The organism is Nocardia sp. NPDC058480, assembly GCF_042720495.1.
In the GTDB taxonomy this organism is placed as follows: domain Bacteria; phylum Actinomycetota; class Actinomycetes; order Mycobacteriales; family Mycobacteriaceae; genus Nocardia.
Window position 1 is genome coordinate 418,878 of the sequence record NZ_JBHXMN010000005.1, and the last position, 12,233, is coordinate 431,110.

12 protein-coding genes and 1 pseudogene are annotated in these 12,233 nt (G+C 67.5%); 9 read left to right on the plus strand and 4 right to left on the minus strand.

The window, feature by feature from the left end; genetic code table 11:
• Nucleotides 1-3: 3 nt before the first annotated feature.
• The gene (locus ACFWO8_RS16210) at nucleotides 4-1,503 is read right to left on the minus strand and encodes a CoA-acylating methylmalonate-semialdehyde dehydrogenase (RefSeq protein ID WP_378950730.1); all 1,500 of its coding nucleotides are present in this window, start codon (nucleotides 1,501-1,503) and stop codon (nucleotides 4-6) included.
• 191 nt (nucleotides 1,504-1,694) lie between these two features.
• Here ACFWO8_RS16210 and ACFWO8_RS16215 point away from each other — a divergent pair, with 191 nt between their 5' ends.
• The gene (locus ACFWO8_RS16215; protein ID WP_378950734.1) at nucleotides 1,695-2,843 is read left to right on the plus strand and encodes an acyl-CoA dehydrogenase family protein; all 1,149 of its coding nucleotides are present in this window, start codon (nucleotides 1,695-1,697) and stop codon (nucleotides 2,841-2,843) included.
• A 15-nt stretch (nucleotides 2,844-2,858) separates the two neighbouring features.
• On the opposite strand, the gene ACFWO8_RS16220 is transcribed toward ACFWO8_RS16215, so the two are convergent.
• The gene (locus tag ACFWO8_RS16220) at nucleotides 2,859-3,476 is read right to left on the minus strand and encodes a TetR/AcrR family transcriptional regulator (RefSeq protein WP_378950737.1); all 618 of its coding nucleotides are present in this window, start codon (nucleotides 3,474-3,476) and stop codon (nucleotides 2,859-2,861) included.
• Nucleotides 3,477-3,574: 98 nt separating this feature from the next.
• Here ACFWO8_RS16220 and ACFWO8_RS16225 point away from each other — a divergent pair, with 98 nt between their 5' ends.
• The 8 genes and pseudogenes from ACFWO8_RS16225 to ACFWO8_RS16260 all read left to right on the plus strand — a co-directional run.
• Nucleotides 3,575-4,456 carry a metal-dependent hydrolase gene (locus ACFWO8_RS16225; protein WP_378950740.1) on the plus strand — a complete coding sequence of 294 codons (882 nt, stop codon included), beginning with the start codon at nucleotides 3,575-3,577 and terminating at the stop codon, nucleotides 4,454-4,456.
• The gene (locus ACFWO8_RS16230; RefSeq protein ID WP_378950743.1) at nucleotides 4,453-5,484 is read left to right on the plus strand and encodes a PDR/VanB family oxidoreductase; all 1,032 of its coding nucleotides are present in this window, start codon (nucleotides 4,453-4,455) and stop codon (nucleotides 5,482-5,484) included. Before ACFWO8_RS16225 ends, ACFWO8_RS16230 begins: the two co-directional genes overlap by 4 nt.
• Before the next feature lie 19 nt (nucleotides 5,485-5,503).
• Nucleotides 5,504-6,484, plus strand: a complete 981-nt coding sequence (locus tag ACFWO8_RS16235) for an aldehyde dehydrogenase family protein (protein ID WP_378950746.1) — start codon at nucleotides 5,504-5,506, stop codon at nucleotides 6,482-6,484.
• Between the two features lie 3 nt (nucleotides 6,485-6,487).
• A complete protein-coding gene (locus ACFWO8_RS16240) occupies nucleotides 6,488-7,945 on the plus strand; it encodes a flavin-containing monooxygenase (RefSeq protein WP_378950749.1) in 1,458 nt (485 codons plus the stop codon).
• On the plus strand, nucleotides 7,945-8,817 hold the full coding sequence (locus tag ACFWO8_RS16245) for a short-chain dehydrogenase/reductase (protein WP_378950956.1): 873 nt from the start codon (nucleotides 7,945-7,947) through the stop codon (nucleotides 8,815-8,817). Before ACFWO8_RS16240 ends, ACFWO8_RS16245 begins: the two co-directional genes overlap by 1 nt.
• A gap of 38 nt (nucleotides 8,818-8,855) precedes the next feature.
• The gene (locus tag ACFWO8_RS16250) at nucleotides 8,856-9,758 is read left to right on the plus strand and encodes an alpha/beta hydrolase (protein WP_378950752.1); all 903 of its coding nucleotides are present in this window, start codon (nucleotides 8,856-8,858) and stop codon (nucleotides 9,756-9,758) included.
• Complete coding sequence (locus tag ACFWO8_RS16255; RefSeq protein ID WP_378950755.1) at nucleotides 9,755-9,904, plus strand: hypothetical protein; 150 nt, start codon at nucleotides 9,755-9,757, stop codon at nucleotides 9,902-9,904. The genes ACFWO8_RS16250 and ACFWO8_RS16255 overlap by 4 nt, the downstream gene beginning before the upstream one ends.
• Nucleotides 9,847-10,974, plus strand: a pseudogene (locus ACFWO8_RS16260) (AMP-binding protein); the annotation flags it as partial. The gene ACFWO8_RS16255 and the pseudogene ACFWO8_RS16260, both read left to right, overlap by 58 nt.
• 65 nt (nucleotides 10,975-11,039) lie before the next feature.
• Here the strand turns inward: ACFWO8_RS16260 and ACFWO8_RS16265 are convergent.
• Together ACFWO8_RS16265 and ACFWO8_RS16270 are read right to left on the minus strand one after the other, a co-directional pair.
• Nucleotides 11,040-11,777 (minus strand): class I SAM-dependent methyltransferase, encoded by a 738-nt coding sequence (locus ACFWO8_RS16265; protein ID WP_378950758.1) that lies wholly within the window; start codon nucleotides 11,775-11,777, stop codon nucleotides 11,040-11,042.
• Between the two features lie 72 nt (nucleotides 11,778-11,849).
• Nucleotides 11,850-12,074 carry a hypothetical protein gene (locus tag ACFWO8_RS16270; RefSeq protein WP_378950761.1) on the minus strand — a complete coding sequence of 75 codons (225 nt, stop codon included), beginning with the start codon at nucleotides 12,072-12,074 and terminating at the stop codon, nucleotides 11,850-11,852.
• Nucleotides 12,075-12,233 lie beyond the last annotated feature (159 nt).

The window sequence follows — 12,233 nt, forward strand, 5'->3', positions numbered from 1 at the left end:
GCGTCAGTCCATCGTCGGGATGACGAACGCGTTGGACTCCTTGAGCCCGGCAGGCCAACGCTGGGTGACAGTCTTGGTCTTGGTGTAGAACCGGATCGAGTCCGGGCCGTGCTGGTTGAGATCGCCGAAGCCCGAACCCTTCCAGCCACCGAAGGTGAAGTAGGCGATCGGCACCGGGATCGGCACATTCACACCGACCATGCCGACCTGCACACGCGCGGAGAAATCACGGGCGGTGTCACCGTCGCGGGTGAAGATCGCGACACCGTTGCCGTATTCGTGCTCGTCGACCAGCCGCAGCGCCTCTTCGTAGTCGCCCGCGCGCACCACGGTGAGCACCGGGCCGAAGATCTCCTCTTTGTAGATCCGCATGTCCGCGGTGACGTTGTCGAACAGGCTCGCACCGACGAAGAAGCCGTCCTCGGCGCCGTCGACGGTCAGCCCACGGCCGTCGATCAGCAACTGCGCGCCCTCGTCGATACCGATCTGCACGTAGTCGTTGACCCGGTTCACACCGTCGAGCCCGACCAGCGGCCCGAAATCGGCGCCCGCGTCGTCGGAGCGGCCGACATTGAGCTTGTGCACGCGCTCGGTCAGCTTCGCGACCAGCCGATCCGCGGTCTCCTGACCCACCGGCACGGCCACCGACAGCGCCATGCAGCGCTCACCCGCCGAGCCGTACGCCGCGCCGATGAGCTGATCGGCGACATCGTCGAGGTCGGCGTCGGGCATCACGACCGCGTGGTTCTTGGCCCCGCCGAAGCACTGCGCGCGCTTGCCGTTGGCGGTCGCGGTCTCGTAGATGTACTGGGCGATCGGGGTCGAACCGACGAAACCGACCGCCTTGATCCGCGGGTCGTGCAGGATCGCGTCGACGGCTTCCTTGTTGCCGTTGACCACGTTGAACACACCCGCAGGCAGACCCGCTTCGAGGAACAGCTCGGCCAGGCGAAGCGGCACCGAGGGATCGCGCTCGGACGGCTTGAGCACGAATGCGTTGCCGCAGGCCAGTGCCGGGCCTGCCTTCCACAGCGGGATCATCGCCGGGAAGTTGAACGGCGTGATGCCCGCGACAACACCCAGCGGCTGCCGCATCGAGTACACGTCGATGCCGGTGCCCGCGCTGTCGCTGTACTCACCCTTGAGCAGGTGCGGAATGCCGATGGCGAACTCGATGACCTCGAGGCCGCGCTGGATGTCGCCCTTGGCGTCGGCGATCGTCTTGCCGTGCTCGGACGAGAGCAGCGCGGCCAGGCTGTCCATCTCGTCGTTCACCAGGTTCACGAACTTCATCAGCACCCTGGCCCGCTTCTGCGGGTTGAACGCCGCCCACACCCGCTGGGCCTCGGCCGCGTTCGCGATCACCGCCGCCACCTCGGCGGTGTTCGCCAGCGGAACCCTGGCCTGCACCTGTCCGAGGTTGGGATCGAAGACGTCGCCGTAGGCGCCGGAAGTGCCGGTGACGTGCTTGCCGCCGATGAAGTGCGTGAGTTCGCGAACCATGCCAGTCCTACTCCGTTGATGTCGGTTGCGCGGTGCGCGCAGTTGGAGGTTATCCAATAGTTGGATGTCCAAGCAATTGGAACCTTCGCAGTACGGTTGATGTTTGTCAATGCCCGACCCGCACTATTGACAGATTGCCAACAGAGTGTTCACTCTGGTGCGCAGTCCATCGAAACAAGGAGAGGAACTCGATGAGCACCGTCGACACCGACGCCGAGTCGGAGCTGCAGGGCCTGGCCGAGCTGGCCCGCAACTTCTTCGTCAACACCGTCGCGCCGCACCGCGAGGAGTTCGCCGCGCAGGGATATCCCAGCCGTGAGGTCTACCGGCAGGCCGGCGAGCTCGGCTTGCTGTGCATGTCGGTTCCCGAGGAATACGGCGGCGGCGGTGGCACTTTCGCGCACGAGGCCGTGCTGTTCACCGAGCAGGTCAAGGGCGGCGACTCCTCGATGCAGCTGGGTGTGCACACCGGCATCGTGCCGCACTACATCCTGTCCTACGCCTCGGAGGAGAACAAGAAGCGCTGGCTGCCCAAGCTCGCCTCCGGCGAGTGGATCGGCGCCATCGCCATGACCGAACCCGGTACCGGCTCGGACCTGCAGAACATCGCGACCAAGGCGGTGAAGGACGGCGACGACTACGTGATCAGCGGCGCCAAGACCTTCATCTCCAACGGCCGCAACTGCGATCTGCTGATCATCGCCGTCAAGACCGACCCCAGCCTCGGCGCCAAGGGCGTGTCGCTGGTGGTCGCCGAGGTCGCCGACGACACCCCCGGATTCGAACGCGGCAGACTGCTGAAGAAGGTCGGCCAGAAGGGCCAGGACACCACCGAACTGTTCTTCGACGGACTGCGGGTGCCGCAGGCGAACCTGCTCGGCACCGCCGAGGGTCAAGGCTTCATCCAGCTCATGCAGCAACTGCCGCAGGAACGGCTGATCTGCGGGGTCGCCGCCGCGGCCGCGATCGAGGCCGCGGTCGATGAGACGCTCGCCTATGTCAAGCAGCGCAACGCTTTCGGCAAGCCGCTGTTCGCCCTCCAGAACACCCGCTTCGAAATGGCCGACTGCGCGACGATCGCGACCGTCGTGCGCACCTTCGTCGACGACGCGGTGGCCAAGCACCTACGCGGCGCGCTGGATGTGAAGACCGCCGCGATGATCAAGTACTGGACCACCGATCAGCAGTCCCAGGTGATCGACCGGTGCGTCCAGCTGCACGGCGGCTACGGCTACATGGAGGAGTACCCGATCGCCCGCATGTGGATCGACGGGCGCATCTCGCGCATCTACGCGGGCGCCAACGAGGTCATGAAGGACCTGATCGCCCGCTTCCTCTGACGCGTCGGCCCGCGGCTACGAACCGGTCACCAGAATCGGGACCACGTAGGCGCGGGCGAACGCCGCCAGGGCCTGCTCCGAGCCGGTATCGATGGTGCCGACCGGCTGCAGGATCAGCGAGTGCACCACCCGGCAGACCACTTCCACGCGGGCGCTGAGATCAGGGATGTCGGGAAATCGATTGCCCTCGAGCACCTTTCGGATGATCTCGGTGGATGCGGCGACCGAGAGCAGGAAGAACGACGCGCCGTCGACGGTGAGTTGCGGCAGCAGCCGGTCGGCCTCCAGGGTCAGCAGCCGCTCGACCAGCGGGTGCGCCCGCCAGCGCGTGATCACGGTGGTGAAGACGTCGACGACGATGTCGTCGAAGGTGTCGTGGCGCGCCGGGATCTCCCCCAGGTCGGCGAGCAGCCTGCGCACCTCCCGTTCGAACGCCGCGCTCACCACGTCATCGCGCGACCCGATGCGCCGGTAGATGGTGGCACGGTCGACGTCGGCGGCCCTGGCGATGTCCTCGATCGTCGTCTTGCGCACGCCGACCCGCTCGAACTGCACGAGGGCGGCATCGAGAATTCGTTCTTCGACCGAGTCGGCGGTGGGCGAATTCCCCGAGGTCGCGGCGGTAGAGAGCACGGTTCGACGGTATCAGGCGCGGCGAGCCACGGTCACAGACGTGGATCAGATCACTGCGCAACATTGCGAAGCTATTTGTTGCACTGTACGGTCTCCCTATGGCTGATAACGGTGCAACGGCGCGCTCCTATCAGGAAGAAGCGCACGCAATTCACGCGCGGGATGTGCACTTCGACTTCACGTCGGTGCCCATGCACTACATCCCGGGCGAAGTACTCGCGACACATGTCACCAATGTGATGCATCTCGTACTTCCCGAGGGCGAACGAGCGATGGCCACCTGCCTCGCCGAGGCCCTGCCCTATATCCAGGACGAGCGGCTGCGGGAGGAGGTCACCGGGTTCATCGGCCAGGAGTCGATGCACGCCAGCAGCCACGAAGGCGCGCGGCGGCATCTGCAGTCGATCGGGCTCGATGTCGAGTCCTATGTCGCCAAGATCGCCTGGATGGTCGATCGGCTCCTCGGCGACCAGGGCCTCGCCGGCCGCGCCAAGGAGGAATGGCTCAAGGAACGCCTCGGCCTGTTCGCCGGGATGGAACACTTCACCGCCGTCATCGGCGAATGGTTGCTGGAGTCGGATGTGCTGGCCGAGCTCGGGATGGACCCGACCATGCTCGATCTGGTGCGCTGGCACGGCGCCGAAGAGGTCGAGCATCGCAGCGTGGTGTTCGACGCGTACATGCACGTCGACGGCGGTTACGCCCGGCGACTGCGCACCGGGCTGCTCGCCAGTGGCACCCTGCTGCCGCTGTTCATCGTCTCGACCGCCTACCTATATCGCCAGGACCCCAGCAAGAACAAGGGACGGTCCTGGGCCAGGCAGTTCGTGAGCGCGACGGCGCGCGGAGTGATCCCGAACTTCACCACCTTCGTCACCGAGATGCCGCGCTATCTGCGGCCGAGTTTCCACCCCTCCCAACTGGGTTCGATGGACAACGCCCTGCGGTACCTGGCGCACTCGCCGGCGGCGCGCGCGTGAACCCTGTCGCCGATGTCGCGACGCCGAGCCTGCGAGCGCTCGGCGCCGCCGTCGACATCTACAAGAAGGTCTTCACCCAGCCGACGCTGTCACCACCACATCCTGTGCGGCACAACGGCTTCGACCTCGACGTCCGCGTGGAAGCGGTCCATGCCGAGGGCACCGATGTGGTGAGCCTGACCCTGGCCCACACCGAAGGCGGGTACCTGCCGTCGTGGCGGCCGGGTTCCCACATCGATGTCTTCCTCGCCTCGGGCCGCCAACGCCAGTACTCCCTGTGCGGCGACCCACGCGACCGGCACCGCTACCGCATCGCGGTGCGCCGCATCGACGACGGCGACGGCGGATCGCGGGAGATGCACGCCTTGCGCTCGGGTGACGTGCTCCGAATCCGCGGCCCGCGCAACGCTTTCACCTTCATCGAGACCGCACCGTCGTACCTGTTCATCGCCGCCGGGATCGGGATCACCCCGATCCTGCCGATGGCACGTGCGGCCGGTGCTCGCGGACGACTGGTCTACCTCGGTCGGTCGCGGGCGACCATGCCGTTCCTCGGCGAACTCCCCGCGGGCACCGACCTGCGCCCCGACGACGAGACCGGCACACCCGACATCTCCGCGCTGCTCGCCACCGCGGCCCCCGGCGCGGCGGTGTACGTGTGTGGCCCGCCCCCGGTCCTCGATGCCGCCCAGCGCAGCCTGTTCGCGGGCAATCCCACCGCCTCGCTGCACACCGAACTGTTCTCCGCGCGGCCGGTGATCGACGGCAAGGAATTCGATATCACCCTCGCCCGCGGCGGGGAGACCGTGCGGGTGGGTAGCACCGAGACCGCGCTCGACGCGATCCGCCGGGTGCGACCCGACGTCGCCTACTCCTGCAGGCAGGGGTTCTGCGGCAGCTGCAAGACCAGGGTCGTCGCGGGCGAGATCGATCACCGCGACCGACTGCTCCCGCCGGGCGAGCGCGCCGACCAGATCCTCACCTGCGTATCCCGTTCCGCCGGTGACGCACTCACGCTGGACCTCTGACCGAGAAAGGCATGGTCCCATGACCACCACACTCACCTTCGACGTCCACAGTCCGGCGACCGGTGCCCTGGTCGGTTCCTATCCCAGCCACGACGAGAGCGCTGTCGCGGCCGCCGTCGAGCGCGCCCACGGTGCCGCGATCTGGTGGCGGGCAGCGGGTTTCGACGAACGTGCCCGCCGCCTCGATCGCTGGCGCACCGAGATCACGCGCGGCCGTGACGAACTCGCCCGCGTCATGAGCCAGGAGATGGGCAAGCCGCACTCCGACGCCGACCTCGGCGCCGCGTCCGACGCCGCGCTGTGGGGTGGCATGGCCAATGCTGGGCAGACCTGTCTCGGCGTGGAACGGGTCTACGTGCACACCGACGTCTACGACCGCTTCCTCACCGAACTGCTCGATCGGGCACGCGAACTGCGGGCCGGACCCGGCCCCCAGAAGATCGGTCCGATCACGATGCCCAAGCAACTCGCGGTGATCCAGCGCCATATCGAGGACGCCATCGCGCGCGGTGGCCGGGCGCTGCTGGGCGGGCCCGACGCCATCGACGGCCAGTTCGTGCAGCCGACCATCCTGGTCGACGTGCCGCACGATTCGACCGCGGTCACCGAGGAGACCTTCGGCCCGACGCTGGTCGTCACCCGGGTCGCCTCCATGGACGAGGCGATCGAGCGGGTCAACGACTCCGAGTACGGGCTCGGCGCCACTGTCTTCGCCCGCCGCGACGGCGACGCGATCGCCGACCGGATCGAAGCCGGCGCCACCTCGATCAACGCGTTCGTCGCGCACGCCACCATCCCCGCGCTGCCACTGGGCGGGGTCGGCGCCTCCGGCTTCGGCCGGGTGCACGGACCCGACGGCCTGCGCGAGTTCACCTACGCCAAAGCGACCACGCGGCAACGGTTCTCCTCGCCGCTTGCGCTCACGACGTTCACCCGCAGCACCGCGATCGACACCGTCGTCGATCGGCTGGTTTCGGTGCTGCACGGAAGGATCGGCTGACCCATGCCCACAGAACATACGCACATCGTCGTGCTCGGCGCCGGCTTCGGCGGGATCGGGCTGACGATCAAACTCCGCGAAGCCGGCTTCGACGACATCGTCGTGCTGGAACGCGCCGATGACCTCGGCGGCACCTGGCAGGCCAACACCTACCCCGGCTGCGCCTGCGATGTGCCCTCCCAGCTCTACAGCTACTCCTTCGCGCCCAACGCGGAGTGGTCACGCACCTACGGCAAGCAGGCCGAGATCCTCGATTACCTGCGCACCGTCGCCGAGGACAACGAGGTGATCCGGCATGTGCGCCTCGGCACCGAACTGCTGGACGCGCGCTGGGACGACGAGCACTCGGTGTGGCGGATCGAGACCTCGCGCGGCGAGCTGACCGCGGACTACTTCCTTTCCGCGGCAGGCATTTTCGCCGAGGCCAAGTATCCGTCGCTGCCCGGTCTCGACACCTTCGAAGGCACGGCCTTCCACTCGCTGCACTGGGATCACGACCATGATCTGACCGGCAAGCGGGTCGCGGTGATCGGCACCGGCGCCTCCGCGGTCCAGTTCGTGCCGGAGATCCAGCCCGAGGTCGCCGCGCTGACGGTGTTCCAGCGGTCGGCGCCGTGGATCGTGCCACGGCTGGACCGGCCGACCATCGGACTCGAGCGTCGACTGCTGCGCCAGCTCCCCTTGGCGCAGAAGGCCGTTCGCGGCACCTGGTACTCGCTGATCGAGAGCTTCGGGCTGGCCGGGTTCGTCGACAACCGGTTCCGCCACCCCTACGAGCTGCTCGGCCGGATCCAGCTGCGCCGCCAGATCCGCGACCCGAAGCTGCGCGCCAAGGTGACACCGGACTACATGCTCGGCTGTAAGCGGGCGATTTTCTCCGACGCCTACCTGCCCGCCCTCGACAAGGACAACGTCGATGTGGTGACCGACGGCATCGCCGAGGTCCGCGCGCGCTCCATCCTCACCCGCGCCGGGGTCGAGATCCCCGTGGACACCATCATCTACGGCACCGGCTTCACCTCCACGCCGAGTGTGTTCGACCGCATCATCGGCCGCGACGGGCACTCGATCGCCCAGCTCTACCGGAAGCGGCCGCAGACCTACCTCGGTGCGGCGGTCGCCGGATTCCCGAACTTCTTCTGCACGCTCGGCCCGTTCGGTGCGGTGGGCAACCAGTCGGCGGTCTTCATGATCGAGTCGCAGATCGCCTACATCGTCGACGCGCTGACCACGCTGCGGGCCCGCGGCGAGACCCGAGTCGAGGTCCGTCCGCAGGTGCAGGAGGACTTCGTCGAGGAGATGCGCGTGCGCAGTACCGACACCGTCTGGCTGACCGGCGGTTGCGACAGCTACTACACCACCGCCGAGGGCGGCAACGCCGGGCTGTATCCGAGCTGGAGCTTCGAATACCGCCGCCGCACCCGTCGATTCGATATCGAGTCCTACGAGGTGTCGGCATGATGCGCCTGCCCGATCTCACACCGGCCAGCTGGTTCGCCCCCTCCTACGACGTGGCGGGCAAGGTCGTCCTGATCACCGGTGCGGGCCAGGGCATCGGCCGTGAGCTGGCCGCGATCCTGTCCCACCGCGGCGCGCAGGTCGTCGTGATCGACGTCGACGCCGTCGCGGCCCGCCGGGCCGCCGACGAGCTGGGCGGCGACGCTCATGGGATCGGCGCCGATGTCGCCGACCGGGCACAGATGTCGGCGGCAGTCGATGAGGTCGTGCAGCGGTTCGGCACGCTCGACGTGGTCGTGGCCAACGCGGGTGTGACCCCGGTGCCCGCCACCGTGCGCACGATGGATCCGGCCGACTTCGACCGGGTGATCGGCATCAACCTCACCGGTGTGTTCAACACCGTGCATCCGGCGCTCGACCACATCGTCCGCGCGCGCGGACATGTCGTCGTCGTGTCGTCGTGCGCGGCGTTCGCACCGGGGATGGGCGGGTCGCCGTACATGGTGAGCAAGGCCGCGGTCGAGCAGCTGGGCCGGGCATTGCGCGTGGAACTCGCCGCGAGCGGAGCCAGCGCGGGCGTCGCCTACTTCGGCATCGTCGACACCGCGATGACCCACGACATGCTCGACGTGGACGACCTGGGCAAAGAGCTCGACGGGATGCTGCCGTGGCCGCTCAATGTGCGGATCACCGCCGAGGACGCGGCCCGCACGATCGCCGACGGCATCGCCCGCCGCGCACCGCGCACCATCGCGCCGAGCGGCTGGGAGCCCTACGCACTGTTTCGCGGGGCGATCAACGTCGTCCTCGATCACCGGCTCGCCGCCGACGCCACGGTGCACGGGCTGATCCGGGCGATCGAGCAACGCCGGTGACCGAACGCGGATCGCTGCGGGCTCGTACGGTCCGGCAGGTGTCGGCGTTCACCGTGGGCCAGTTGGCCGCGCTCGCGCCGGTGAACGCCTACACGCTGCCGCCGTCACGGCTGCTGATCGAACAGGCACTGCGGGCGGGCGCGCCGCCGTTGCGCGCGACCACGACCGAGCCGGTGGACGAGGACGGGATCCGTGGCGAGTGGGTGCGTGGGCCGCGCGCCGACCGTTGCGACGCGGTGGTGCTCTACATCCACGGCGGCGGGTTCGTCGCGGGCTCGGTCCTCGGGTACCGCGGCGTCGCCTCCCGGTTGTCCACCGCGACCAAACTTCCGGTGTTCACCCTGGATTACCGGCTCGCCCCCGAGCACCCGTTCCCCGCCGCGCCAACGGATGTCGCCGCAGCATTCCAGTGGCTGACCCGGCGCTATCGCGCCGACCGGATCGTCGTCGCCGGGGACTCGGCCGGTGGATTCCTGGCGGCTCATCTGGCCATCGAGAACGCGCGCGCCGGGCTGCCCGAACCGGGTGCGCTCGTGCTGTTCTCCCCGATGGCCGACCTGCGTCTGACCATCGCCATCGGCCACGAGAACGAGCACCGCGACGGGCTGCTGTCCACCCAGATCGCCAGGCAGGCGATCGCCGCCTTCACCGCCGAACCGTTCGAACTGCGGCCCGTCTACGGAATGCGGTTGCCGCCCACCCTGATCCACACCAGCGACACCGAGTACTTCGGCGCCGACGCGACCGTGCTGGCGCGCCGCTGGCGCGACACCGGAACGCACTGCGAACTGCAGGTGTGGCCGGATCAGATGCATGCCTTTCAGACGCTGCCCATCGTCGTCCCCGAATCCAGAACGGCCTATCGCGCGGCCGCTCGCTTCGTTGCCGCCCATCTCGACACCGCCCCGGCGGTCATGACCCAGAAAGTGCCTGCCTCGTGAGCATTCCCCGTTTCGGCACCCTGCCCGCAGCGTTCCAGCACACCGCCTCCATCGATCCGGTGGCCGACCTGCTCGAAGCGGCCGCGCCGACTTCGATTTCGATGCCGCCTGGCGTGCCGTGCGCGGCGATGATGTCGCGACCCTGATCTACACCTCGGGCACCACCGGCGCGCCCAAGGGCGTCGAAACCACCCATGCCGCACTGCTGTTCCAGGTGCACGGCATCGCCGACATCCTCGGCATCGAATTCGGTGACACCATCACCTCTTTCATGCCGACAGCCCATATCGCCGACCGGCTGACCGCGCTCTATGTCCAGGAGGTGCTCGGCACCCAGGTGACCAGCGTCGGCGACCCCAAGCAGATCGCCGCCGCCCTTGCCGACCTGCACCCGACCATCTGGGGCGCGGTACCGCGAGTGTGGGAAAAGCTCAAGGCCGCCTTCGAATTCAAGGTCGCGGCCGAACCCGACGAGACCCGCCGCCAGGGCATGGCGTGGGCCATGTCGGTCGCCGCCGCACGCAGCGCCCACCAGCTGGCCGACGAACCGGTGCCCGCCGAGCTCGGCGCGGTCGGAAAGTTGTTGCCCGGCATGGAGTCCCGGCTCTCCGACGACGGTGAGCTGCATGTGCGCGGGCCGCTGGTGATGAAGGGCTACCGCGGGCTGCCCGAGCAGACCGCCGAGGCCATCGACGCCGAGGGGTGGCTGCACACCGGTGACATCGTCAGCATCGACGACGCGGGCTACCTCCGCGTCGTCGACCGCAAGAAGGAGATGATCATCAACGCGGCGGGGAAGAACATGTCCCCCAACAACATCGAGAACGCGGTCAAGGCCGCCACACCACTGATCGGCGCCATGGCCGTCCTCGGCGACGGCAGGTCCTACAACACCGCGCTGATCGTGCTCGACGCCGAATCCGTTGAGCCGTACGCGCGCGAGCACGCGCTGCCCGATGCCTCCGCCGCCGCGCTGGCCGTCGACGCCACGGTGCTCGCCGCCATCGAAGCCGGTGTGGCCGTGGGCAACAGCAAGCTGTCGCGGGTGGAGCAGGTCAAGCGCTTCCGCATCCTGCCCACGTTCTGGGAGGCGGGCGGCGACGAGGTGACGCTCACCTTGAAGCTCAAGCGCAAGGTCATCGCCGAGAAGTACACCGCGCAGATCGACGAGCTCTACGCCGAGAACCCGCCCGCCGAGATCGTCAACGTCGGGTAACCCGCCACCTCAGCCGGAACTCGTACAGCCCCAGCCGGGATCGACTGGGGCTGTACGGGGTTCGATCACTGTTTCACACCGATGAACAAGCCGAGGCCGAACGGCTCCGGCCGAACGAACTCCGCCGGACACCCCGCCGCCGCGAACGCCGCGAGGTACTGCTCGCGGGTGAAGAGCGCCAGCCGATGCCGGTCGGTGAGGTGGCGGATCCCGCGCTCCGGAGTTGCGACGAGGTAGTGCACGGTCATCACGACCGCATCTTCTTCCCGCACGGCATGGGAGAAGCGGGTCAGCGCACCTTCATCGTTCTGAATCAGATCCGTGGCCAGGTCGTCGACAGCGACGGAGTCCGGGAACTCCCACGGCTCGATCACCAACACTCCGCCGGGGCCGAGGTGCCGCCCCAGCGCGGCCAGTGCCCGCACCAGGTCGGGGTAGTCGTCCACGTAGGCGATGGAGCTGTACATCAACGTGATGACATCGAACGTGCGCCCGAGATCGAAGTTCCGCATGTCACCCTGGTGCATGGTGATCTCGGGTATGTGCCGCTCGGCCAGCGCGATCATCTCCGGCGACTGGTCCAGGCCGGCCGCGTCCGGGAAGTCCGCACGGAGGTAACGCAGGTGGCTGCCGGTCCCCGAGGCAACGTCGAGCACGGACCCGGCCTCGGGGTTGCGGGCACGGACGAGATCCGCGACAAGCCGGGCCTCACCCGCGTAGTCCTTGCCGCGGTCGGCCTGAATGCAGTCGTAGATTTCGGTGAGCTCGCCCTCGTACATCTCGGCGTTCCTCTCGATAGGCATCGACCGGCGAGAACAAGCCGGTCCGGCTACTGCTTCCCAGTAGCCGGACCGACCTGCACGATATCGGGACTGCTAGAGGCAGCCCTCGAGTTCGGCTTTCGCTGCCGCCGAGAGTTCGACGCTCCCGCCTAGATTGCGGGTCAATTCCACAATCGTTTCATTGGACACGCCGGTCTCGAAAGCGCAACCCAAAAGTTCACCGGTCACCTCGATGGTGGCGGCCTGCGCCATTCCCGCACCGAAAACCGAAACGGCGGCAAAGGCGAGAGCGAAAGCACTTGTCTTGACGAACCGCATGTAATGCTCCTCAAATTCGTAGTCGTGTACTACATTTCGGAGACTGCATACTTGCGGCATAAACCTAGCACGATACCGAATGTGGTCAGATCCTATTCTTTGTGAATTTCTGGCTACATAGATATAACGTAGCGAACAATGAAAACACCCACGACTCCA